A 21,948-nucleotide genomic window follows, 5' to 3' on the forward strand; every position below is an offset into this window, starting at 1 on the left:
CCGTCTCGCGGAACCACGGCCCTTTTGAAACGGCGACGCGAACCCGGAGCCGTGCTGCCCGGGTCGCCACTCGTCGAACTGCTGCTGATCGCCGGCGGCGTCGCCCTCCTGTACGCCGGGGCGGAACTGCTCGTGTCCGGCGCGAGCGACCTCGCGCTCGCCGTCGGGCTGAAGGCGTCGACGGTCGGCGTCACCGTCGTGGCGTTCGCGACGACGGCCCCGGAGCTCTTCGTCTCCCTGCTCGGCGCGGTCACGGTGTCGACCGACATCGGGCTCGGCGCGGTCGTCGGCTCGAACGTCGCGAACATCGGACTGGTGTTGGGGGTCTCCGCGCTCATCCGCCCGCTCGACGTCTCCGACACCGTGTTCCGCCGCCACGTCCCGTTCATGGTGCTCGCCGCGCTGCTGCTCGTCGGCCTCGGCTGGGACGGCCGGATCGGGCTCGTCGACGGCGTCGTGCTGCTGGGAGCGCTCGTCGCGTTCACCGCCGCGGTCCTCCGGAACGTCCAGCAGAACCAGTCTGCCATCTCCGAGGCGGAGCGCGACGAGATGCCCGACCCGAAGGCGCGCGACGCCGCGGCCGTCGTCGGCGGCATCGTCGCGCTCGTGCTCGGCTCGCGGTGGCTGATCGACGGGGGCGAGTCGCTGCTGTCGGCCGCGGGCTTCTCCGACATCTTCATCGGGCTCACGGTGCTGGCGCTCGGGACCTCGCTGCCGGAGCTGGCGGCGAGCGTCGTCGCCGCGGTCCGCGACGAGGCGGAGTTCAGCGTCGGCAACGTGGTCGGCTCGAACATCTACAACGTTCTCGCGGTCATCGGGATCGTCGCCGTGGTGACGCCCATCGGCGTCTCCCCCGCCGTCCGCGGGTTCGAGTTCCCCGCGCTCCTCGCGTTCACTGCGGTCGCCGTCGCGATGATGGCGTACGGAGAGCGGATCACCCGCGTCGACGGCGCGGTCCTCGTCGTCGGCTACGGCGTCTTCGTGTACCTGCTGTTGCCGTAGCCGGGATCGCTCCGATGGACCGAGGCGGGATGAAGCGCGAACCGACGGGTATTCGGTCGCGGACGGCCGAGCCGGGGGCGTGATAGCGATCGTCGTCAGCCGTGCCGACAGCGCCTCGGCGCACATCGGCGAGCGGCTCTTGGAGGTCGGCGACTGGGAGGCCCGCGAGGACGGCTCGCTGCCCGACGCCGAGGGGGGCGGGACCTACTACCGGACGGAGGGGTTCGAGCTCCGCGAGTTCGACGACCTCCACATCCGGCTGTCGGACCCGGCCGCCGCGTTCGACCGCGACCCCGAGTTCCTCGCGTTCGTCTCCAGACACTCGGGCGAGACCGGGGAGCTCCTGACCGCGCACGTGACCGGGAACTTCGGCGGTGCCGAGTACGGCGGCGAGCCGGAGTCGCTGGCGCGGGCCGCACCCGGCGCGGAGAAGCGCGTCGTCGAGGCGCTCGCCGAGCGCGCGCCCGAGGGGTACGGGGTCGGCATCGAGTGCACGCACCACGGGCCGACCGACGTCTCCGTCCCCTCGCTGTTCGTCGAACTCGGCTCCGACGAGCCGCAGTGGGAGGACCCCGAGGCGGCCCGAGCGGTCGCGCGGGCGGTCCTCGACCTGCGCGGGACGGGCGCGGATCTGGTCGACGCCGAGACCGGGACCGCCGACGGCGACGCCGCGGCCCGCCCCCGTCACGTCGTCGGCTTCGGCGGCGGCCACTACGCGCCCCGGTTCACCCGGATCGTCCGCGAGACCGAGTGGGCGGTGGGCCACGTCGGGGCCGACTGGGCGCTCGGGGACCTCGGCGCGCCCGAGGCGAACCGCGACGTGATCGACGCCGCCTTCGCGCGGAGCCGGGCCGACCGCGCCGTGATCGACGGCGACCGCCCCGACCTCGCCGCGGTCGTCGAGGACCTCGGCCACCGCGTCGTGAGCGAGACGTGGGTCCGGGAGGTCGGCGACGCGCCGCTTCCGCTCGTCGAGCGATTGGAGGAGGCCGTCGGGACCGTCGACGACGGGCTGCGGCTCGGCGCGGTCGAGCCGGCCGACCCGACCGGGTTCTCGGTCCGCGACCTCCCGGCCGACCTGCTCGCGCGGGCGCAGGGACTCGACGCCGACGCGGCGCGGGAGGCGGTCGAGTCGGTCGCCGTCGCGTTCGACACGGAGCAGGGCGGGACCCGCGCGGCCGGGCAGGTCGCGTTCGCGTCGGCCCCGGACGCGCCGGGGTACGCCGACCTCGTCGCGGCGCTCGCGGGGGTGCTGGAGAGGGGCTACGACGCGGTCGAGGTGCTGTCGGAGCGGAGCGCGGTCGTCGCCCGTGAGACCGCGTTCGACCCGGGGCTGGCGGCCGAGCGAGGCGTTCCCGAGGGACCGGCGTTCGGACGGCTCGCCGACGGCGAGGCGGTCGAGGTCGACGGCGAGACGATCGAGCCGGGCGACGTGTCGCGGACCCGGAGCGACCGGTTCCCGATCGACGCGGCCGCGCTCGACTGATTTTTAAGCGACCCCGACGCCGCGGGTATCGGGTGTGACATCCGTACTCTCGGGGGTGGGCGGCGAACGCCGTCGATTTCGGCGTCCGACCCGCGTCAGACGATCGGGCAAAAATAAATACGTCCGGGTCGCAACGACACCACATAATGGACTCCATCGTAGAGGACGCCATCGACGAAGCCGAAGAGGCCCCCGCAGACGACGCCGGGGGAGCCGGCGAGAGCGCCGCCGGAGGGAGCGCCGGCGCGCCGCCGCAGACCGGGACGATGACCGACGACGAGCTACAGGACGTCCTCCAGGACCTCCAGACGAACATCACGGTCGTCGGCTGCGGGGGTGCCGGCGGCAACACGGTCAACCGAATGCGCGAGGAGGGGATCCACGGCGCGAAGCTGGTCGCCGCGAACACCGACGTCCAGCACCTCGTCAACATCGAGGCCGACACGAAGATCCTCATGGGCCAGCAGAAGACGCAGGGCCGCGGGGCCGGCTCGCTGCCGCAGGTCGGCGAGGAGGCCGCCATCGAGTCCCAAGAGGAGATCCAAGACGCCATCGACGGCTCCGACATGGTGTTCGTCACCGCGGGACTCGGCGGCGGGACGGGGACCGGCTCCGCGCCGGTCGTCGCGAAGGCCGCCCGGGAGTCCGGCGCGCTCACTATCGCCATCGTCACGACCCCCTTCACCGCCGAGGGCGAGGTCCGCCGCACGAACGCCGAGGCCGGCCTCGAACGGCTCCGGGACGTGAGCGACACGGTCATCGTCGTCCCCAACGACCGCCTGCTCGACGCGGTCGGGAAGCTCCCGGTCCGGCAGGCGTTCAAGGTGTCCGACGAGGTGCTGATGCGCTCGGTGAAGGGGATCACGGAGCTCATCACGATGCCCGGGCTGGTCAACCTCGACTTCGCCGACGTCCGCACCGTGATGGAGAAGGGCGGCGTCGCGATGATCGGACTCGGCGAGTCCGACTCCGACTCGAAGGCGCAGGACTCGGTGAAGTCGGCGCTGCGCTCGCCGCTCTTGGACGTCGACATCTCCGGCGCGAACTCCGCGCTGGTGAACGTCACCGGCGGCACCGACATGTCCATCGAGGAGGCGGAGGGGGTGGTCGAGGAGATCTACGACCGGATCGACCCCGACGCGCGGATCATCTGGGGGACCTCCGTCGACGACGAACTGGAAGGCGAGATGCGGACGATGATCGTCGTGACGGGCGTCGAGTCGCCGCAGATCTACGGGAACAACGGCGAGCCGCCGGAGGGCGACGCGCCGAGCGACGTCGAGGACATCGACTACGTCGAGTAGGTCCGCCGTCGGGGGTTCGACGGCTCAGCGGCGCATCAAAAGGTAAAAACCGTCTCGTCTCGAATCCGCTGGTAACATGGACGTTCCGTACGATCTCAACAGTTACATTCGGGTGCTGAAGCTGGCGAGCACGCCGAGCACCGACGAGTTCCTCCAGGTGTCGAAGATCGCCGGTGCCGGAATCCTGCTCATCGGGTTCATCGGCTTCCTCATGTTCGCGATCATGAGCCTCCTCCCGGGGGTCGGCGCGTAATGCCGATCTACTCGGTCAAGACGACGGCGAGCCAGGAGCGCACCGTCGCCGACATGCTCGCCGAGAAGGAGATGCCCGAGATCCAGGCCGTCATCGCCCCCGACCAGCTCACGAGCTACGTGATGGTCGAGGCCACCGACGGCACGGTGTTCGAGCGGATCCTCGACGAGATCCCGCACGCGAACGGGGTCATTCAGGGCGGGGACGGGCCGGCCGAGAGCCCCTTCTCCGAGGTCGAGCACTTCCTCTCGCCGACCCCGGACGTGGAGGGGATCGCCGAGGGCGACATCGTCGAGCTGATCGCCGGGCCGTTCAAGGGCGAGAAGGCGCGCGTCCAGCGGATCGACGAGGGGAAAGACCAGGTGACCGTCGAGCTGTACGAGGCGACCGTCCCGATCCCGGTGACGGTCCGCGGCGACCAGATCCGCGTCCTCGACAGCGAGGAGCGGTAGTCCCTCGTACTGAGCGAGCGGCGTGACCGCCGCGAGCCGACGGGGGGAGCGGTGGTCCCTCGCAGCGAGCGACCGGAGTCCCCTCGCCTTGGGGGCACGCGGCCCCGCTCTCCCGTTCGGCTCGCACGTAACGACAAGGGCTTTATTCGACGACGACGGACCGGATAGACATGTTCGGCCACGGCGTGCCGGCGGTGTTGAGCGTGATCCCCGACACGTTCACGTTCGCGTGGATCGTCGCGGTCCTCTTCGCGGCGTCGTGGGTTCTAGACAGCCGCGGGCTGGACGCGGGCCGCACGCTCGCGGCCGCGACGTGGGCGCTGTTCGGGCTGTTCTGGCTGTCGACGGTGCCGTACTTCGCGCTCGAACACCAGAGCTACGTCGAGTCGATCCTCGCGCTCGTCGGCTTCCCCGCCAGCGTGTACGCGGGGTACCTCCTGTACGACGGGCGGGCCTCGCTTTTCACCCTCACGCGGGCCATCGCGTTCATGTTATTCATCTACCTCCCGTTCGAGACGATTCCGGCCTTCACCGTCGCCGGGTTCGCGGTGCCGGAGCCCCGGAAGGTCCTCATCGAGGTCGTCGCGACGCAGACGGGGATGCTCATCGACCTCCTCGGCTACGCGCCGGAAGCGGTGACGAGCAGCGAGGGGTACGACGCGGCGTACTCGTGGACGCTCGACGACGGCCACACCGTCGTCATCCACATCGTGCTGGCGTGTACCGGGCTCGGGAGCATGGCCATCTTCGGCGGCCTCGTCGCCGCCGTGAAAGCGCCGCTCTCGCGGAAGCTGCGCGCGCTCGCCGTGTCGCTCCCGCTCATCTACGTGTTGAACATCCTCCGGACGACGTTCATCTCGGTCGTGGCGGGCAACCAGTACATGCACTGGTACCCCGACCTCGTGTTGACGATGTTCGGCGCGAGCGACCCCTATCGCGTCTCCTTCCTCATCTCCGACCGGATCATGAGCCAGCTGCTGGCGGTCGTGGCGCTCATCGCGATCACGTTCCTCGCGGTGCGCGAACTCCCCGAACTCGCGGTCATCTTGGAGGACGTGCTGTACCTCATCACCGGCGAGGAACACGACCTGACCGAGGCGCTCGACCTCCCGCGCGAGCCGACGAACCGGTAGGCGACCGCCCCGTCCCGGCCGCGCCGAGAGTACATAGCACTATATAGCAAGCTATAGACGTGACCGGCGGGAACGGGCGGCCATGATCGCAAGAGGGCGGGTCGGAGCGGCGCGGTTCGGTCCGGGGACGCGGCGGCGGGGTGGTCGGGGGTGATGGAGGGGGTCGACCCGTTCGTCTACCTGGAGACGAACGTCGCCAAACTCGTGTTGGCGACCGCGCTCGGGATGTTCCTCGGGCTGGAGCGCGAGTGGTCGCAGAAGTCGGCTGGGATCCGGACGTTCGCGCTCATCAGCCTCGCGGCGGCGGTGTTCTCGGTGCTCGACGAGCCGGGACTGCTCGTCGTCGGCGGCGTGTCGGTCGTCGCCAGCGCGGTGCTGTTGGCGGTCCGGAGCTTCGTCGAGGAGACGGTCGACGGGCTCTCGCTGACGACCTCGGCGTCGATGCTCGTCGCCTACGGGGTCGGCGTCCTCGTCGCGCAGGGGCTGTTCATCGAGTCGGTGACGGTGGCGGTGCTGTCGTCGCTACTGTTAGTGTTGAAGCGGGAGCTCCACGAGTTCGCGTGGGGGCTCTCCCGCGAGGAGGTGCGCAGCGCCGTGGAGTTCACCATCCTCGCGTTCGTCGTCTTCCCGCTGTTGCCGGCCGAGACGATCGACCCGTGGAACGCGGTCCAGCCGCGGCTGGTCTGGTCGCTCGTCGTCGCGGTCAGCGCCATCGGGTTCGTCAACTACGTGCTGGTGAAGCGGTATCAGGGGCGCGGCTACGCGGTCACCGGCTTCTTCGGCGGGCTCGTGAACTCGACGGCCGTCGTCGCCGAGATGGCGAAGCGCGCGAAGGGACGGGCCGACCTCGGCGAGATCGCGGTCGGGTCGATCCTCCTCGCGAACGCGGCCATGGCGTTCCGAAACGCCGCGGTGGTGGCCGCCTTCGTCCCGGAGGCGGCGCTCGTGGTCGGGGCCCCGCTGGGCGCGATCACCGTCGCGGGAATCGGGGTCGCGGTGTGGCGCAGCGACTGGCAGACGACGATGGAGGCGGAGCTGACCTCCCCGTTCAGCCTGCGCAACGCCCTGACGTTCGGCGGCCTCTTCCTCGCCGTGCTGCTCGTCTCCGCGGTCGCCGAGGAGACGTTCGGGGCGGGCGGGTTCGTCGCCACCTCTTTCCTCGCCGGGCTGGTCTCCTCGGGAACCTCGACGACGACGGCTGTCTCGCTGCTCGGGACCGGACAGATCGGCGTCGACACCGCGGTCGCGGGCGTGGTCGCCGGCACCGCGGCCAGCATCCTGATCAAGACCGCGTTCGCGGCGAGCATCGCGCGGGAGCTGGTCCGCCCAGTGTTCCTCTGGAACCTCCTGTTGATCGCCGTGGGCGTGGTCGCCGGGGTGCCGCTGCTGCTGTTCTGAGTGGTCGCCGAAGCGGGGCGGAGTCGGCAGTGAAACCCGCCTCAGGAGAGGTGTTCGGCGATGTCCGTCGAGGAGACCATCCCGACGTAGTCGTCGTCGACGACCGGGAGGTGTTTGACGCCGTACATCGTCATCATCGCGGCGACCTCCTGCATCATGAGGTCCGGCGTCACCGTCTCCACGTCCTCGGTCATCACGTCGCGGACCGTCGTCGCCGCGAGGTCGCGCTCGTCGGCCACCGCCGCGACGACGTCGCTCTGCGTGACGATACAGCCGCCGCCGGTCGTGACGACGAGCGCGCTGATCTCCTGGTCGCGCATGCGTCGGGCGGCCTCCCGAAGGGGCGCGTCCGCTCCGATCGTCTCCAGCGGCGCGGACATGACGTCCGCGACGCGCGTTCTGTCGTCGAGATCCATGGCGGGCTATGCGTTACCGTGTCGCATTACTCTTCCGGAACGCACAACTCGGACGACGCGTCCGAATCTCGTCCGAAGCGCGCCCGGACCGTCACCCGGCCCGCGAGAGGTACGCCGTGAGGTCCGTCGTCGACACCATTCCGACCGGCCTCCCGTCGTCGTCGGTCACCGGGAGGTGCGTGTAGCCGTGGGCGGTCGGCTCCGCCAGCTCCGCGACGGTGTCCCCGCGGCCCACGGTGACGACGTCGGTCGTCATGAACGCCTCGACCGGCGTCCGGTCCTTCGGGTCGTTGTCGCGGACGAGCGCGACGAAGTCCGTCGCGGTGATCAGCCCCGCCAGCGCGCCGTCCGGCTCGACGACGAGGATCGAACTCACGCCGGTCTCGCGCATCCGATTCGCCGCCTCGGCCGCGGCCGCCCCGCATTCGATGGTCGTGAGGTCGGTCGACATAAGCCGCTCGACGGGAACGTCGTTCATGACTCGTGGTAACGCTGCCCACAGTATTCAAGCGTCCGGTCGGACCGGAGCCCGCTCGGAAGCGGCGATGAGGGCCGAAAGGGAACCTATTCCTCGACGAGCGACTCCGGCGCGCCGGCGAGGCCGACGAGGGCGTCCGCCTCGACGTGGTGGAGGTCGCCGGGGATCACGAGCAGGTGGAGCGGGTCGCCGAACTCGCGGTCGGCGAGCGCGCTCAGCCGGTCGGCCGCGACGACCGCGTCGGGCGACCCGGCGCGGGCGACGACGACCCCCGGCGCGTCCTCCCACGCCTCGGCGAGCATGCCGGCGGCGACGTCCGCGGTCATGTACTCCTCGTGGTCGGGGTCCGCTCCGGTCGGGCCCGTCCCGACCTTGATGTCGAGGTAGACGACGGTGTGGAGCCCGCGCTCGCGGTTCGCCTCGATCGTCTCGATCACGCTCGCGGGCACGTCGTCGCCGCCGTGGGCGTACGGGAACGGGAGCGTCGTCGCCTTGCCGAACCGGTAGTTCTGGAGCCCCGTCAGGCTCGACGCCGCCGACTGCGCGGTCACGCCGTGGACCACCCGCGTGTCGATCCCGCGCTCCTCGGCGCGGAGCCGGAGGTCGGTGTGGGTGGTCGAGATCATCGTGTCGCCCGCGGTGAGGAACGCGACGTCCTCGGACTCGGCCGCGTCGAGGATCGGTTCCGGGTCCCGTTCGACGCCCGCCCGGTCGCGGACCTCGATGTCGACGCCGTGGTGCGCCTCCAGGTCGGCGACGTCGGCACCGACCAGTCGGCTAGTGTAAAACTCCGCGAAGGCCCGGTCGCTCTCCCGGAGCGCCTCCCGGCCCCCGACGGTGATCGACCGCTCGTCGTAGAGGCCGAGTCCGATGAACGTGAGCATGCCCGCGCTCGGCGTGCGTCGAAGTAAAAGGGCGCGGAAGCCCGGCCGATTCCGTGGGGATGAGTGTCATCCTAATAGACCTTCATCATTGTTCCTTGTGATTCCATAGCAAGCCCTAAGAGGGAACCAACGTAACGTCACCTCACGAGGCCCGTACGGGCTCACACACCACTATGACTGACGACGAACTCATCTGGCGGATATCGGGGGGATCCGGTGACGGGATCGCTTCGACCAGCCAGAACTTCGCGAAGGCCTTGATGCGATCGGGGCTCAACGTCTTCACGCATCGGCACTACCCGTCGCGGATCCGCGGCGGTCACACGTACACCGAGGTCCGCGCGTCGGAGGACCCGGTCAACTCCCGCGGCGACGGCTATAATTTCCTGCTCGCGCTGGGCGACTCGTTCGCCCGCAACCCGCAGGAGGAGGCCGTCTACGGGAACGAGGAGATCAAACCGCTCTCGGAGAACTTAGACGAGCTCCGCGAGGGCGGCGTCATCGTGTACGACGAGGGGCTGCTGGACGCCTCCGAGATTCCGAACTTCGAGGAGCGCGCCGAGGAGAACGACTGGCACGTCTATCCCCTCGACCTCCGCGGGCTCGCCCGCGACCAGGGCCGCGAGGTCATGCGCAACACCGCCGGCGTCGGCGCGACCTGCGCGATCACGGGGATGGAACTCGATCACGTCCAGGACCTCATGCGCGACGCGATGCCGGAGAAGATCCTCGAACCGAACCTCGAGATCCTCCAGATCGCGTACGACCAGGTCCGCGAGGAGTACGACGTGGACGCGCCGGACGTGTCCGTCCCGACCGGCGAACACGACGAGGAACAGCTGCTCATGTCCGGGTCGGACGCCATCTCCTACGGTGCCATCGACGAGGGCTGCCGGTTCATCTCCGGCTACCCGATGACGCCGTGGACCGAGGTGTTCACCATCATGACGAAGAACCTGCCGAAGCTCGGCGGAATCTCCGAGCAGGTGGAAGACGAGATCGCCGCGGCCGCGCTCGCGGTCGGGGCCTCTCACGCCGGGGTGAAGGCCATGTCCGGCTCCTCCGGCGGCGGGTTCGCGCTGATGTCCGAGCCGCTCGGGCTCGCGGAGATGACGGAGACGCCCGTCGTCTTAGTCGAGGCCATGCGCGCCGGCCCGTCGACCGGGATGCCGACGAAGCCGGAGCAGTCCGACCTCGAACACGTCCTCTACACCTCGCAGGGCGACTCCCAGCGCGTCGTCTTAGCCCCGGGGACCGTCGAGGAGGCGTACGAGCAGTCGCGGCTCGCCTTCCGGCTCGCCTACGAGTACCAGATCCCGTCGATCCTCCTGTACGACCAGAAGCTCGGCGGGGAGCTGACGAACGTCCCGAAGAGCCACTTCGACCGCGAGCCGAACCCGACGCTCGGGAAGACGCTCTCGGAGGACGCGCTCGCCGACGAGCCGCACTCGGCCGACGGGAAGTTCCACCGCTTCCAGCACGACGTCGACGACGGCGTCTCGCCGCGCTCGATCCCCGGACAGAAGGGCGGTCGCTTCCTCGCGACCGGCAACGAGCACGACCCGACCGGGCACATCAGCGAGTCCCCGGACAACCGGGTCGCGCAGATCGACCGGCGGACCGAGAAGCTGGCGGCGATCCGCGACGACCTCGATCAGGTCGACACCGGCTCGTACGCCGGCCCCGAGGAGGCCGAGTACGGCATCCTCACGTTCGGCAGCCAGCAGGGGACAGTCGAGGAGGCGGTCGGCCGCCTCAACGACGCCGGCCACTCGGTGAAGTCGTACGGCGTCTCCGACATGCTCCCGTTCCCGACCGAGCAGGTCGCCGAGTTCATCGAGAGCGTCGACGAGGTGCTGGTCGTCGAGATGACCGCCTCGGGACAGTTCCGCGGGCTCGTCCAGAAGAACCTCGGCCGCTACGGCGAGAAGCTGTCGAGCCTGCTGAAGTACAACGGGAACCCGTTCGAGCCGGCGGAGATCGTCGACGGGTTCGAGGCCGCGCTCGTCGAGGACGACGGCGACGCGTCCGGCCATCAGACCACGTTCGTCCCAGCCGCAGGTGACTAACCAATGAGCACGTTTTCAGCGATCGGAGAGGAGCGAGAGATCGACCGCGACGAGTACACCCCCGGCGTGGAGCCGCAGCCGACGTGGTGTCCGGGCTGCGGTGACTTCAGCGTCCTGAAGGCGCTCAAGCAGGCGCTCCCCGAGGTCGGGCGCACGCCCGAGGAGACCCTGCTTTGCACCGGAATCGGCTGTTCGGGCAAGCTGAACAGCTACCTCGACACGTACGGCTTCCACACCATCCACGGGCGCTCGCTGCCCGTGGCCCGCGCCGCGAAGCTCGCGAACCCCGACCTCGAAGTGATCGCCGCCGGCGGCGACGGCGACGGCTACGGGATCGGTGGGAACCACTTCATCCACACGGCCCGGGAGAACCACGACATGGCGTACATCGTCTTCAACAACGAGATCTTCGGGCTCACGAAGGGCCAGACCTCCCCGACCAGCCCGAAGGGCCACAAGTCGAAGACGCAGCCGTCGGGCAGCGCCAAGGAGCCGATCAAGCCGCTCTCGATGTCGTTGAACGCCGGTGCCTCGTACGTCGCCCGCACGGCCGCTGTCAACCCGAACCAGGCCAAGGAGATCATCACCGAGGCGATCGAACACGACGGGTTCGCGCACGTCGACTTCCTCACCCAGTGCCCGACCTGGAACAAGGACGCGCGCCAGTACGTCCCGTACATCGACGTCAACGAGTCCGACGACTACAACTTCGACAAGACGGACCGCGTCGAGGCCGCGGAGATGATGCGCGAGACCGAGGAGTCGCTCTACGAGGGCGAGGTCCTCACCGGCCGCTTCTACGTCGACGAGGACCGCCCCTCCTACGGCGAGGAGAAGCGCGCGATCGGCGAGATGCCCGAGGAGCCGCTCGCCGAGCGCTACTGGGACGACGACTACGAGTGGGAGCGCTCCCACGACATGTTCCTCGACAAACACGCCTGACCGGCCGCCGCGGCCGTTCACGGCGCGGTGCGTTCGTTTTCTGATTCGGAAGGTATTTTTTCATTGGTGACAAACGGAGTAGTATGAGTACGGTATCGACGGAGGAACGGATCCTCTCCGTGTTAGAAGAGGACGCGCAGGCGTCCTGCGGGGAGATCGCCGAGCGAGCGGACGTCTCGAAGCCGACGGTGCGGAAGTACATCGACCGCCTCGAAGAGCGAGGCGTGATCGTCGGCTACTCGGCGGAGGTGGACCCGAAGAAGCTCTCTTCGCAGTCGATCGCCATGGTGGGGATGGACGTGGACTCGGGCCAGTACGTCGAGGCGACCCGAGAACTGAAGTCGCTCGACGAGGTTCAGGCGCTGTACACCTCCTCCGGGGACCACATGCTGATGGCCGAGGTGCGCGCCGGCGACGGCGACGAGCTCGGTGACGTCATCTCCGAGAAGCTGCTCGGCGTCGAGGGCGTGACCGCGGCGCACCCGTCGTTCCTTCAGGAGCGACTGAAGTAACTCGATTTTCCCGTCGCCGCTCTCCGCTCGCTACGCGAGCGTCTGCGGGTCGGTGACGACGACCGACTCGTCGCCCGCCGGACTCCGACGCGTCCCGCGGTACGTGAACCCGTGCGCGCTGAAGAACTCCTCGGCGCTGGGCCGATCCGAGGGGACCGTCGCGCGGAGCGTGTCGACCCCGTGGCTGGCGAGCGCGTCGCCGACGCGGGCGAGCAGTTCGTCGGCGACCCCCTCGCCGGCGCGGTTCGGGTGGACCCACAGCGCCAGCAGCTCCGCCTCGACCCCGTCCGGGTCCGGATGCGCGATCGCCAGTCCGACCGGTCCCTCCTCGTCGTGTTCCATCAGGAACGACCACTCGGCCTCGGCAGCGGCCTCGCGGACGCCGGCGGCGGACACGTCGAGCAGGGGAGCGCCGATGTCGTCGAACACCGTCTCCTCGCGCGCTCGCGAGACCGCGGTCCGCAGCGCTTCCGCGTCGTCGGGCCGGGCCGCCCGGACATACATGTTCAACCGTGAGTAAAGAACGCACCTATAGGTTTCGGGGTGCGAATAGTTGGCACAGTAACGGTCGGGAGGAAGGGCGCGAACCGACCGTTCGAAGCGGCCCGCCGACCGTCGACGGCCGGCCTACGCGACCGGCTCGACGCCGATGGTGACCGCGATGCCCTCGACCTCCCACTCCTCGACGAGGCCGCCCTCGGCGGCCGCGGCGTCGGTCGGGTCGTCGAGCCACGCGTCGGCCCGCACCTCCCCGGCGATCAGGTCGGCGTGGTCGTCGACGAACCCGGCGACTCGGTCGTCGTCGACCGCGACGCCGACGCGGATCCGCGCCTCCACGTTCAGGTCGAGCTCCTTGCGCATCTCCTGAATCCGGCGGATCACGTCGCGGGCGTACCCCTCGGACTCGATGTCGTCGGTGAGCGAGGTGTCGACGTAGACGGTGCCGCCCTCGAAGTCGGCACCGGAGACGTTCTCCGGCGGCTCGGCGACGTACTCGACCATCTCGTCGTCGAGGTCGACCGGCTCGCCGTCGACCGCGACCTCGCCGCCCTCGACGGCGGCGCGGGTCGCGCCCCGAACCGCCTCCATCACCTTCTGCGCGTCGCCGCCGAACGCCGGCCCGATGGCGGCCATCTGCGGCTCTGCGGTCTCGACCAGTTCGTCGAAGGCGTCGGTGACGACCACCTCGCGCGCGTTGACGCGGTCGGCGATCAGGTCGGAGAGGCGGTCGACGGCGGCCGCGATCGCCTCGTCGCCGGTCTCGACGACGACGCGCGGCACGGGCCACCGGAGCTTGCGGCCGGCCTGCTGGCGCGCGTTCGCGGCGGCCTCCTCGACGTCGCGGAACACCGCCACGTCGCGTTCGAGGTCGGGGTCGCGCAGGGCGGCGTCCGGCTCGGGGTACGACAGCGCGTGGACCGTCGTCGCCTCGCCGTCGAGCCGCTGGTACATCCGCTCGGAGAGGTACGGCGCGATCGGCGCGAGCATGCGGATCACCTCGTCGAGGACGGTCGCGAGCGTCGCGTACGCGCCGCGCTTCGAGGCGGAGTCCGCCTCCTCCCACATGCGGTCGCGGACCGCCTTCACGTAGAACCGCGAGACGTCCTGCGTGACGAACTCGATGACGGCGTTGACCGCGTCGCTGACCTGATAGTCGTCCCAGGCCTCGGCGACCTCGGCCTCGACCGACTGGAGCCGCGAGAGCACCCACTCGTCGACGAGTTCGAGCTCGCCGTCCGCCAGGTCCGCGTCCGCCGGGTCGTAGCCGTCGAGCTCCATGTACTCCAGCGGGAACCGGAACACGTTCCAGAGGATGTTGAGCTTGCCCTGGATCTCGCCGAGCCCGTCCCACTCGAACGCGAGGTCGACGCCCTGCTGGTCGTGGCTGAGCAGGTACGTCCGGAGGGGGTCGCGCCCGGCGCGGTCGATCGCCTCCTCGGGCGTGACGATGTTGCCGACCGACTTCGACATCTTCCGCCCGTCCTCGTCGTTGGCGAAGCCGTGCATCAGCACCTCCTCGTAGGGGATCTCGCCGACTGCGGCGGTCCCCATCCCGAGCTGCGACCAGAACCAGCCGCGCGTCTGGTCGTGCGCCTCGATTATGAGGTCGGCGGGCCACAGCTCGTCGTGGGCCGCCTCGTCGCTCGGGTAGCCGAGCGTCGCCCACGACGCCACCGAGGAGTCGATCCACACGTCGAACACGTCGTCGATCCGCCGGTAGGTGGTGCCGTCCTCGACGATCGTGAGGTCGTCGACCGAGGGCCGGTGGAGGTCGATCGACGCGGGGTCGACGTCCTCCTCGACGCGGTCGGCGAGCTCCTCGCGGGTGCCGATCACGATCATGTCCTCGTCGAGCTGCCCGGACGCCGCGTCCTCGGGCACCCAGATCGGGATCGGGATCCCCCAGTAGCGCTGGCGGGAGACGTTCCAGTCCGGGGCGTCCTCGATGAAGTCGCGGAACCGGTTGTCCCGCGCCCAGTCCGGGTGCCACTCCGAGTCCTCCATGTTGTCGAGGAGGTCGTCTTTCACGTCCGTGATCGAGATGAACCACTGGTCGGTGACCAGCTGGATGATCCCGGTGTCACAGCGCCAGCAGTGGCCGTAGCTGTGGTCGACGGTGCCGTGCGCGAGCATGTGGCCGTCGGCGACGAGGTCCGCGATGATGTCGTCGTTGGCGTCGCGGACGAACTGGCCGGCGTACTCGCCGGCGGCCTCGGTGAACTCGCCGTTCGGCCCGACGGGGCAGTGGATGTCTAAGCCGAGCTCGGTGCCGCGGTGGAAGTCCTCCTCCCCGTGGCCCGGCGCGGAGTGGACCAGCCCGGTGCGGTCGGCCTCCACGTAGTCGGCGGCGTACACCTGCCCAGCGCCCTCGAAGTCCGGGTACTCGGCGACGCGGTCGGCGAGCGGGTGGTCGTACGCCCAGCCGACGAGGTCGCCGCCGGTCAGCTCCGCCTCGACCTCGTAGCTCTCGTAGCGGCCCTCCTGTAGCACGTCCTCGACGCACTCGGCGGCGACGTACAGCAGCTCCGCCTCCCCGTCCCGCTCGGCGCGGACCGCGTTGTAGGTCAGCTCCTCGTCGACGGCGACGAAGGTGTTCGCGGGGATCGTCCACGGGGTCGTCGTCCAGATGACGAGGCTCCCCTCGCGGTCGGCGAGCGGGAACTTCACGTAGATGGAGGGGTCCTCGACGTCCTCGTACTCGACCTCGTTGTTGGCGAGGCCGGTCTCGCAGCGCGGGCACTGCGAGATTGACCGCTTCCCCTGCTCGACGAGTCCGTTGTCGGCGACCTCGGAGAACGCCCACCAGGCGGCCTCCATGTACTCGGGATCGATCGTCTCGTAGGGATCGTCCCAGTCCATCCACGCGCCGATGGACTTGAAGTCCTCGTCCATCGCCGCCCGGTTCTTGACGGCGAACTCCTTACACTTCTCGATGAACGCCTCCATCCCGTACTCCTCGATGTCCCGCTTGTTCTCGAAGCCGAGCTCCTCCTCGACTTTCACCTCGATGGGGAGCCCGTGCATGTCGTAGCCGGGGCGGTCGGTGACGCGGTGACCGGTCATCCGCTTGTACCGGATGACGGCGTCTTTCAGCGTCTTGTTCCAGGCGGTTCCGAGGTGCATCTGCCCGGAGGTGTACGGCGGGCCGTCCACGAAGAAGAACGGCGGGTCGTCGGCGTGCGCCTCCTTCGCCGCCTCGTAGGCGTCGTGGTCGTCCCAGTACTCGTCGACCGCGGACTCGACGTCCGCGGGCGCGTACTGGTCGTCGATCTGCTCCATACGCGTTGGTCTGCGCGCGCGTATTTGAATACGGCGGAGTCGTGGGAACGGTTCTGCCGCGGGGACGAGAGGGGTCCCGACGGAGCCGCACGCCCCGAAGCGGGCCGGGATCGACGCCGGGAGGCCGGGTAATCGGCCCATACCAATACCGACGCCGGTCGTGGGGCCTCGCATGAACGCCCCACGTGCGGTCCTCGTCGGCGCGACAGTGCTGTGTATCGCGGTCGCCGCGACCGGCGGCGCGGTCGGCCAAGAGCAGGTGACGCTCACCGTCTCGGTGACCGATCAGGACGGCGACACGGTCGGCGGGGTGACCGTCGAGGCGGCGTGGGAGACCGAGTCGGGCGAGACGGGGACCGCGTCGGGCACGACGGCGAGCAACGGGAACGTGCTGCTCGACGTCCCCGAGGGGGCGAACGTCGAGCTGGACGTCGACGACGACGCGTACGTCCGGAACCGGCCGCTCCGGGTCGCCGACGCGAGCGAGACGGCCGTGGCGCTCGGCGTCACCCGGAGCGGGACCGCCACGGTGACCGTCGTCGACGACCGGAACCGGTCGCAGGGCGACGCGACGGTGACCGTCCGCGAGGACGGGCGGACGGTCGACCGCGGCGAGACGGGAGACGACGGCACCTACGAGACGGCTCGCGTCGAGCGGGGGGCGTACGAGGTCCGCGTCGTGAAGCCGGGGTACTTCGCGGCGGAGCGGGAGGTGACGGTCGAACGGAACACCGAGGCGACGGTGGCGATCGAACGGGGGACCGCGACGCTCGACGTGCGCGCCCTCGACGACCACTTCGACCCGCCCGCGCCGATCGAGACGGGGGCGGTCCGCGTGTCCTCGTCCGTGTACGACGGCGAGGTGAGCGTGAGCGAGGGGACGGCGACGCTCAACGTCCCGGTGAACGCCGTGTACGCGGTCGAGGTGGTCAAGGACGGGTACGACGCCTCGACCGAGCGCGTCAGGGTGCGGGAGTCGTCGGCGAGCGTGAACGCCACGGCCCAGCGCACCCCAACCCTCTCCGTCACGCCGGCGAACGAGCGGGTCCTCGTGGGCGAGACGACCCGCGTGACGGTTCGGAACGCCTACGACGAGCGGGTCGCCGGCGCGACCGTCGAGGTCGACGGCGAGGCGGTCGGCGAGACCGACGACCGCGGCGAGGTCGACGTGACGATACCGTCGACCGGGAACCGGACGATCGTCGCCCGCGACGGGTCCGTCGCGTCCGACCCGGTGACGGTCGAGGGGGTCGACACCGCGGCCGACGCGGACGGGGGCGACGCCCCGGGAACCACCGACGGGAGCAGTCCCGGGTTCGGCTCCGTCAGCGCGGTCCTCGCCCTCCTCGCGGTCGGCGCGGCAAGTCGGATTCGCGGGCGCTGAGCGGTCTGGAGCGCGTCGCGAGAGCCTGTCGCGGATCTGGGGCGGGTCGCGGGACCTTACCGCTGGTCCGGAGCGCCGCCGGCGAAGTAGTCGGCGAGCCGCTCGGCGGCCTCGGTCGCGCGCGGCGTCACCAGCGCGAACCGGATCCACTCGTCGCGGGCGGTGCCGAACGCCTCGCCCGGCATCCCGGCGACGCCCGCCTCGTCGACGAGCCGCTTGACGTTCGCCATCGTGCCAGGGAAGCCGTCGAAGCGCGCGAGCACGTAGAACGCCCCCTCCGGCCGGCTGTACTCCGCGCCCGCCGCGTCGAGCGCGCTCGTGAACGCGTCGACGCGGTCCGCGAGCAGGTCGCGGGACTTCGCGTAGTACTCCGGGGGCGTCTCGACGAGCGCGTTGTGGACCGCGTACTGCGAGGGGCGCGCCCCGGCGACGTTCACGAGCATGTGGCGGGTCTTCGCGTCGTCGACGTGCGCCTCCGGGAAGATCCCGTAGCCGACGCGGAAGCCCGTGATCGCCATCGACTTCGAGAAGCCGCTCGTGACGATCACGCGGTCGGAGTCGATGGCCAGCGCCGACTCGAACGAGCCGGACAGGTCGAACCGGTCGTACACCTCGTCGACGACCACGAGGGCGTCGACCGCCTCCGCGATCGAGACGACCTCGCGAATTGCGTCGAGGTCGTACACCGCGCCGGTCGGGTTGTTCGGGGTGTTGAGGACGATCAGCGCGGTGTCCTCGCTCGCGGCGGCGCGCATCGCGTCGACGTCGAGGCCCCCGTCGCGGGCGGTCGGGACCAGCGTCGGCTCGCCGCCGAGCAGGTGCGTCTTCCCCGGGTAGTAGGGGTAGACGGGGTCGGTGAGCAGCGCCTCGTCGCCGGCGTTGCGGTCGAGCGCGCGCGCCATCGCGAGGTAGTTCGCCTCGCCGGTGCCGTTCGTGACGACCACGCGGTCGGAGTCGACGCCGTTGCGCTCGGCGATCACTTCCCGCAGTTCGCGGAGCCCCTCGCTCGGGGGGTACTGGAAGTCGGCGGGCGGCAGGTCCGCGTACTCGCGGAGCGCCTCGCGGAGCGCGGCGGGCGGCTCCCAGTCCGGGTTGCCGCTCACCATGTCGATGACGTCCCCGTCGGCGGCCGCGGCGTACTGCATCACGTGGAAGAACTTCGGCTCCTCGTACTCCATACGGGCGGGTCGGACGCGGTCGCCGTGGCTCTTTCGACCGGGAGAGGGGCGGGCTCTCGGGACGGTAGGCCCGGCCTACGAACGCCGCCGCGATCCGGTGGATTGACCTACCGACGGCCGAACCGACGGGGCATGAACAAACGCGGCCACGTCCTCAACGGCCTGCTGCTCGCCTTGGGGCTCGGGTTCGTCCTCGAACCGGGGGTCGACGCGGCGACCGCCCGGGCGATCGCGGAGATAACCGTCCCCGTCGTGTTGGGGGCGCTGTTCCCCGACGTCGACACCGCCTTCGGTCGCCACCGGAAGACGCTCCACAGCCTCCCCGTGCTGGCCGTGTTCTTGGCGTACCCGATCGTCTTCGGCAACCTCCAGTACGTGTGGATCGGCGTGTTGACGCATTACATCCTCGACGTGGTCGGGAGCCGGCGGGGGATCGCGCTGTTCCACCCGCTCTCCGACAAGGAGTACTCGCTGCCGACCGGCGTGACGACGAGCAGCAAGTACGCGGACCTCGTCACCGTGATCATCACCGCCGTCGAGATCGCCGCGCTCTGGGCGATCAACGAGTTCGTCATCAACCTCGAACTCGACCTCTCCGCGGCCGCACAGACCGCCTCGCAGGCCGCGGCCGGGTTCGGCCTATAAGTCGATGTCGGTGGAAGGGGTCGACGATACGGCGGCGTAGTTAGTTATGAATCAGTGAGCGGTACGAGTCACTTCGAAGTCCCAGTCACTCGGCGACACGCGCCCGTTTTCGCCGCGAGTAACACTACGACCGAGACCGCCGAAGCCCCAGCCGGGAGGGCGGCGCACGCTCGGGGGGGTCCTCAGTCACTCGCTCCGCTCGTTCCTTGCGGTCCTACCGTCGCCTGCGCCGCCCTCCCGGCTGCCCCTTCGAGTCCCGCCCGGCACAGCACCGCACCTCACACCTCCCCAGCCTCGTCGCTGGCCCCTCCGCTTCGCTCCGGGACCAGCGACTCCCTCGCGCGTGCGATTCGCGCCGCTCCGCGGCGCTCACCGGCACGCGCCACCGCTATACCCTTTCTTCGTCTACTCGTAGACGCTCACGTCGTCGAACCGGCCCTCGTAGGCGACGTTCGAGGGGAGAGTCGGCTCGTTGCCGGAGAGGAACATCCGGTCGAGCTTCGCCCACGTGTTCTCGTAGCCGAGATGCGCGAACTCGACGAGCCCGCGGAGCTGGTGGCCGGCTCCGCCGCGGTGGATGACCGTCCTCGGTCGGCGCTCGCGGAACGCGTCGACGACCGCCTCGGCGTCGTCGAGGTCGCCCTCGAACGTCGTCCACGCCTCGCCGACCGTGCCGGGGAGGTGCGCGTACGACGAGCCGAACCCGGCGCAGTCGGTCGCCTCGGCGGTCCGCTGGGCGCGGGCGTTCTGGTGGGGCAACAGCTTCGTGTTGTACGTCTCTATCGCGTCGATGCGGTCGGCGTGGGCGTCGACCTCGGGACGCGTGAGCGAGATGGTGGCGAACCCGGGGTGCGGGACGAGGACCGCGGCGTCCTGCCGCTCGAACTCCGCCATCGCGCCCTCGAAGGTGATGTAGTCGGGGACCGGGTCGGAGAGGCCGATGACGAGGAGGTGCCGGCGGTTCCCCCAGTCGCCGGTGAACACCTCGCGGGCGGGGACGACGGTCAGTTCGTCGTCGGAGTACCGCGCCGCGCGCTCGCGGACCGTGGGGAGGCGCGTGAAGTGCGGCGCGTACACGAGCGCGTCGATCCCGCGGGCCTTCGCGCGGGCGACGACCTCGTCGTCGAGCACCTTGACGTGGGCGTCGACGCGCGTTTGCGATCGGGTCACGGTCGGACGGTCGTCGCGGTCGCGCAAAGGCGTATCGTTCGACGACGACGGTGCCGCGACCGCAGGCCGCGCGGCCCGTTTGTGGGCCCGTTCGCGGAGGCGGTCGACGCCGAGCGGAGCGCCGGCGGACTTGGGAAAGCGTTAATCTCCCGGGGGCGAGAGTCGGGGTATGGCCCCTCGCTGGACGTGCGGGATCGGCGACTGCGACGCCGCCTTCGACGACGTGGAGGCGGCGATCGTCCACCAGACCAACGACCACCAGCGCCACGAGTGCAAGGTGTGCGGCACCATCGTCCCGGACGGCTACTTCGCGATCCGCCACGCGTTCGACGAGCACACCCGCGCCGAGTTCGTCCGCGCGTACGACGCCGACTCCGCGGCGGTGCGCCGCCGCGAGGAGATCAAAGGCGAGATCGAGTCCGCGGCCGACCTCCAGCGGGTCGTCGAACAGCTCGACCGCGGCGTCTGACGCGGCCGCGTTCGACGGGCTCCGACCTGCGACTTACAACACCCGCTTTCCGAGCGCGCTCGCCGCGAGCTCTGTCGCCAGCTCCGCCGTCTCGTTGTGCTGGTCGAGCGTCGGGTTCACCTCCACCAGCTCCATCGACCGGAGCGCGTCCGTCTCGTCGACGATCTCCATCGCGCTGTGCGCCTCCCGGTAAGTGACGCCGCCGCGGACGGGCGTCCCGACGCCGGGGGCGGCGTTCGGATCGAGCCAGTCCAGATCGAGGCTGACGTGGATCCCGTCGACGCCGGCCGAGGCGACCGACAGCGCCTCCTCCGTGACCGCCGTGATCCCCCGCTCGTCGATGTCGGACATCGTGTACGCCGCGAAGCCGCGGTCGCGGATTAGCTCCGCCTCCGGCTCGTCGACCGACCGGAGGCCGACCAGCGCGACGTTCTCCGGGGAGAGCCCGGGCGCGTTCGCCCACTCGGTGTCCGCGAACTCGCCGATCCCGAGCGCGGCCGCCAGCGGCATCCCGTGGACGTTGCCCGAGGGCGTCGTCGCGGGGGTGTTGAGGTCGGCGTGCGCGTCGAACCAGACCGCGCCGATGTCCGCGTCCCGGGCGGACCCGGCGAGGCTCCCGATGGCGATGGAGTGGTCGCCGCCGAGCGCGAGCGGCACCTCGCCGTCGGCGAGCGTCGCCGCGACCTCGTCGCCGAGCCGCCGGCAGACGTCGGCCGTCTCGCGGAGGAACTTCGCCTTCCCCTCGCTGGGCGCGTCCGCGTCCGGATCGCGCTCCTCTGCCCGCGGGACGTGGAGGTCGCCGGCGTCGGCCGTCTCGACGCCCGCCCCGGCGAGCTGGTCGGCGAGCCCGCCGTACCGGATCGCCGACGGTCCCATGTCGACCCCGCGTCGGTTCGCCCCGTAGTCTGTCGGCGCGCCGATGATCCTGACCGTGGTCATACCGGCTACGCGGCGCGCCGGCGCTTGAAAGGCGGGGATCCCCATTCCGGTGTG

The 21,948-nt window shown here is 70.2% G+C and carries 21 protein-coding genes; 13 read left to right on the forward strand and 8 right to left on the reverse strand.

The features are described 5' to 3' along the window. Positions 1-51: 51 nt before the first annotated feature. From NAF06_RS01495 to NAF06_RS01525, 7 genes are all read left to right on the forward strand, one after another. On the forward strand, positions 52-1,002 hold the full coding sequence (locus NAF06_RS01495; protein ID WP_008581451.1) for a calcium/sodium antiporter: 951 nt from the start codon (positions 52-54) through the stop codon (positions 1,000-1,002). Positions 1,003-1,081: 79 nt separating this feature from the next. Next, complete coding sequence (locus NAF06_RS01500; protein WP_008581453.1) at positions 1,082-2,488, forward strand: D-aminoacyl-tRNA deacylase; 1,407 nt, start codon at positions 1,082-1,084, stop codon at positions 2,486-2,488. Positions 2,489-2,634: 146 nt separating this feature from the next. Next, on the forward strand, positions 2,635-3,792 hold the full coding sequence (gene ftsZ, locus NAF06_RS01505; RefSeq protein ID WP_008581455.1) for a cell division protein FtsZ: 1,158 nt from the start codon (positions 2,635-2,637) through the stop codon (positions 3,790-3,792). 76 nt (positions 3,793-3,868) lie between these two features. Continuing rightward, a complete protein-coding gene (locus tag NAF06_RS01510) occupies positions 3,869-4,045 on the forward strand; it encodes a protein translocase SEC61 complex subunit gamma (protein ID WP_006628863.1) in 177 nt (58 codons plus the stop codon). Beyond that, complete coding sequence (locus NAF06_RS01515; RefSeq protein ID WP_006628864.1) at positions 4,045-4,497, forward strand: transcription elongation factor Spt5; 453 nt, start codon at positions 4,045-4,047, stop codon at positions 4,495-4,497. The genes NAF06_RS01510 and NAF06_RS01515 overlap by 1 nt, the downstream gene beginning before the upstream one ends. Before the next feature lie 170 nt (positions 4,498-4,667). Then, entirely contained in the window at positions 4,668-5,630 is a 963-nt protein-coding gene (artA, locus tag NAF06_RS01520; protein WP_008581456.1) for an archaeosortase A, read from the forward strand. Positions 5,631-5,783: 153 nt separating this feature from the next. Further along, positions 5,784-7,028, forward strand: a complete 1,245-nt coding sequence (locus NAF06_RS01525; protein ID WP_008581458.1) for an MgtC/SapB family protein — start codon at positions 5,784-5,786, stop codon at positions 7,026-7,028. A 41-nt stretch (positions 7,029-7,069) separates the two neighbouring features. Here the strand turns inward: NAF06_RS01525 and NAF06_RS01530 are convergent, their stop codons facing one another. From NAF06_RS01530 to dph5, 3 genes are all read right to left on the reverse strand, one after another. Then, positions 7,070-7,444: a CBS domain-containing protein gene (locus tag NAF06_RS01530; protein ID WP_008581460.1), complete on the reverse strand. Its 375-nt coding sequence runs from the start codon at positions 7,442-7,444 to the stop codon at positions 7,070-7,072. A 91-nt stretch (positions 7,445-7,535) separates the two neighbouring features. After that, positions 7,536-7,922 carry a CBS domain-containing protein gene (locus NAF06_RS01535; protein WP_008581463.1) on the reverse strand — a complete coding sequence of 129 codons (387 nt, stop codon included), beginning with the start codon at positions 7,920-7,922 and terminating at the stop codon, positions 7,536-7,538. 86 nt (positions 7,923-8,008) lie between these two features. Next, complete coding sequence (dph5, locus tag NAF06_RS01540; protein ID WP_008581466.1) at positions 8,009-8,806, reverse strand: diphthine synthase; 798 nt, start codon at positions 8,804-8,806, stop codon at positions 8,009-8,011. Between the two features lie 173 nt (positions 8,807-8,979). On the opposite strand from dph5, the gene NAF06_RS01545 reads away from it, so the two are divergent. The 3 genes from NAF06_RS01545 to lrpA1 all read left to right on the forward strand — a co-directional run bounded on the left by NAF06_RS01545 (position 8,980) and on the right by lrpA1 (position 12,329). Beyond that, a complete protein-coding gene (locus NAF06_RS01545) occupies positions 8,980-10,875 on the forward strand; it encodes a 2-oxoacid:acceptor oxidoreductase subunit alpha (protein ID WP_008581468.1) in 1,896 nt (631 codons plus the stop codon). Positions 10,876-10,878: 3 nt separating this feature from the next. Beyond that, positions 10,879-11,817: a thiamine pyrophosphate-dependent enzyme gene (locus tag NAF06_RS01550; protein ID WP_008581470.1), complete on the forward strand. Its 939-nt coding sequence runs from the start codon at positions 10,879-10,881 to the stop codon at positions 11,815-11,817. Positions 11,818-11,900: 83 nt separating this feature from the next. Further along, on the forward strand, positions 11,901-12,329 hold the full coding sequence (lrpA1, locus tag NAF06_RS01555; protein WP_008581473.1) for an HTH-type transcriptional regulator LrpA1: 429 nt from the start codon (positions 11,901-11,903) through the stop codon (positions 12,327-12,329). 30 nt (positions 12,330-12,359) lie between these two features. On the opposite strand, the gene NAF06_RS01560 is transcribed toward lrpA1, so the two are convergent. Together NAF06_RS01560 and ileS are read right to left on the reverse strand one after the other, a co-directional pair. Then, positions 12,360-12,833: a GNAT family N-acetyltransferase gene (locus tag NAF06_RS01560; protein ID WP_008581476.1), complete on the reverse strand. Its 474-nt coding sequence runs from the start codon at positions 12,831-12,833 to the stop codon at positions 12,360-12,362. 123 nt (positions 12,834-12,956) lie between these two features. Then, complete coding sequence (ileS, locus tag NAF06_RS01565) at positions 12,957-16,109, reverse strand: isoleucine--tRNA ligase (protein ID WP_008581478.1); 3,153 nt, start codon at positions 16,107-16,109, stop codon at positions 12,957-12,959. Between the two features lie 172 nt (positions 16,110-16,281). On the opposite strand from ileS, the gene NAF06_RS01570 reads away from it, so the two are divergent. Next, complete coding sequence (locus NAF06_RS01570; RefSeq protein WP_008581480.1) at positions 16,282-17,493, forward strand: carboxypeptidase-like regulatory domain-containing protein; 1,212 nt, start codon at positions 16,282-16,284, stop codon at positions 17,491-17,493. A 56-nt stretch (positions 17,494-17,549) separates the two neighbouring features. Here NAF06_RS01570 and NAF06_RS01575 read toward each other — a convergent pair whose 3' ends face one another. After that, positions 17,550-18,671 carry a pyridoxal phosphate-dependent aminotransferase gene (locus NAF06_RS01575; protein ID WP_008581482.1) on the reverse strand — a complete coding sequence of 374 codons (1,122 nt, stop codon included), beginning with the start codon at positions 18,669-18,671 and terminating at the stop codon, positions 17,550-17,552. A 132-nt stretch (positions 18,672-18,803) separates the two neighbouring features. On the opposite strand from NAF06_RS01575, the gene NAF06_RS01580 reads away from it, so the two are divergent. Next, positions 18,804-19,316: a metal-dependent hydrolase gene (locus tag NAF06_RS01580; protein WP_251106173.1), complete on the forward strand. Its 513-nt coding sequence runs from the start codon at positions 18,804-18,806 to the stop codon at positions 19,314-19,316. A gap of 405 nt (positions 19,317-19,721) precedes the next feature. Here the strand turns inward: NAF06_RS01580 and NAF06_RS01585 are convergent, their stop codons facing one another. After that, positions 19,722-20,513, reverse strand: a complete 792-nt coding sequence (locus NAF06_RS01585; protein ID WP_008581501.1) for a PHP-associated domain-containing protein — start codon at positions 20,511-20,513, stop codon at positions 19,722-19,724. A gap of 142 nt (positions 20,514-20,655) precedes the next feature. Here NAF06_RS01585 and NAF06_RS01590 point away from each other — a divergent pair, with 142 nt between their 5' ends. Continuing rightward, a complete protein-coding gene (locus NAF06_RS01590) occupies positions 20,656-20,955 on the forward strand; it encodes a DUF7565 family protein (RefSeq protein ID WP_006628879.1) in 300 nt (99 codons plus the stop codon). Positions 20,956-20,988: 33 nt separating this feature from the next. Here NAF06_RS01590 and rocF read toward each other — a convergent pair whose 3' ends face one another. Continuing rightward, positions 20,989-21,894: an arginase gene (rocF, locus tag NAF06_RS01595; RefSeq protein ID WP_006628880.1), complete on the reverse strand. Its 906-nt coding sequence runs from the start codon at positions 21,892-21,894 to the stop codon at positions 20,989-20,991. Between the last annotated feature and the right edge of the window lie 54 nt (positions 21,895-21,948).

This window comes from Halorubrum hochsteinianum, from assembly GCF_023702125.1.
Taxonomy (GTDB): domain Archaea; phylum Halobacteriota; class Halobacteria; order Halobacteriales; family Haloferacaceae; genus Halorubrum; species Halorubrum hochsteinianum.

What these genes read in the sequence shown, in the direction of transcription:
- NAF06_RS01525 (WP_008581458.1), top strand. Translation starts at nt 5,784, where the DNA reads ATGGAGGGGGTCGACCCGTTCGTCTACCTGGAGACGAACGTCGCCAAA.
- NAF06_RS01515 (WP_006628864.1), top strand. Translation starts at nt 4,045, where the DNA reads ATGCCGATCTACTCGGTCAAGACGACGGCGAGCCAGGAGCGCACCGTC.
- ftsZ (WP_008581455.1), top strand. Translation starts at nt 2,635, where the DNA reads ATGGACTCCATCGTAGAGGACGCCATCGACGAAGCCGAAGAGGCCCCC.
- NAF06_RS01580 (WP_251106173.1), top strand. Translation starts at nt 18,804, where the DNA reads ATGAACAAACGCGGCCACGTCCTCAACGGCCTGCTGCTCGCCTTGGGG.
- NAF06_RS01560 (WP_008581476.1), bottom strand. Translation starts at nt 12,833, where the DNA reads ATGTATGTCCGGGCGGCCCGGCCCGACGACGCGGAAGCGCTGCGGACC.
- NAF06_RS01535 (WP_008581463.1), bottom strand. Translation starts at nt 7,922, where the DNA reads ATGAACGACGTTCCCGTCGAGCGGCTTATGTCGACCGACCTCACGACC.
- NAF06_RS01510 (WP_006628863.1), top strand. Translation starts at nt 3,869, where the DNA reads ATGGACGTTCCGTACGATCTCAACAGTTACATTCGGGTGCTGAAGCTG.
- dph5 (WP_008581466.1), bottom strand. Translation starts at nt 8,806, where the DNA reads ATGCTCACGTTCATCGGACTCGGCCTCTACGACGAGCGGTCGATCACC.
- lrpA1 (WP_008581473.1), top strand. Translation starts at nt 11,901, where the DNA reads ATGAGTACGGTATCGACGGAGGAACGGATCCTCTCCGTGTTAGAAGAG.
- ileS (WP_008581478.1), bottom strand. Translation starts at nt 16,109, where the DNA reads ATGGAGCAGATCGACGACCAGTACGCGCCCGCGGACGTCGAGTCCGCG.
- NAF06_RS01570 (WP_008581480.1), top strand. Translation starts at nt 16,282, where the DNA reads ATGAACGCCCCACGTGCGGTCCTCGTCGGCGCGACAGTGCTGTGTATC.
- NAF06_RS01530 (WP_008581460.1), bottom strand. Translation starts at nt 7,444, where the DNA reads ATGGATCTCGACGACAGAACGCGCGTCGCGGACGTCATGTCCGCGCCG.
- NAF06_RS01550 (WP_008581470.1), top strand. Translation starts at nt 10,879, where the DNA reads ATGAGCACGTTTTCAGCGATCGGAGAGGAGCGAGAGATCGACCGCGAC.
- NAF06_RS01545 (WP_008581468.1), top strand. Translation starts at nt 8,980, where the DNA reads ATGACTGACGACGAACTCATCTGGCGGATATCGGGGGGATCCGGTGAC.
- rocF (WP_006628880.1), bottom strand. Translation starts at nt 21,894, where the DNA reads ATGACCACGGTCAGGATCATCGGCGCGCCGACAGACTACGGGGCGAAC.
- NAF06_RS01575 (WP_008581482.1), bottom strand. Translation starts at nt 18,671, where the DNA reads ATGGAGTACGAGGAGCCGAAGTTCTTCCACGTGATGCAGTACGCCGCG.
- artA (WP_008581456.1), top strand. Translation starts at nt 4,668, where the DNA reads ATGTTCGGCCACGGCGTGCCGGCGGTGTTGAGCGTGATCCCCGACACG.
- NAF06_RS01590 (WP_006628879.1), top strand. Translation starts at nt 20,656, where the DNA reads ATGGCCCCTCGCTGGACGTGCGGGATCGGCGACTGCGACGCCGCCTTC.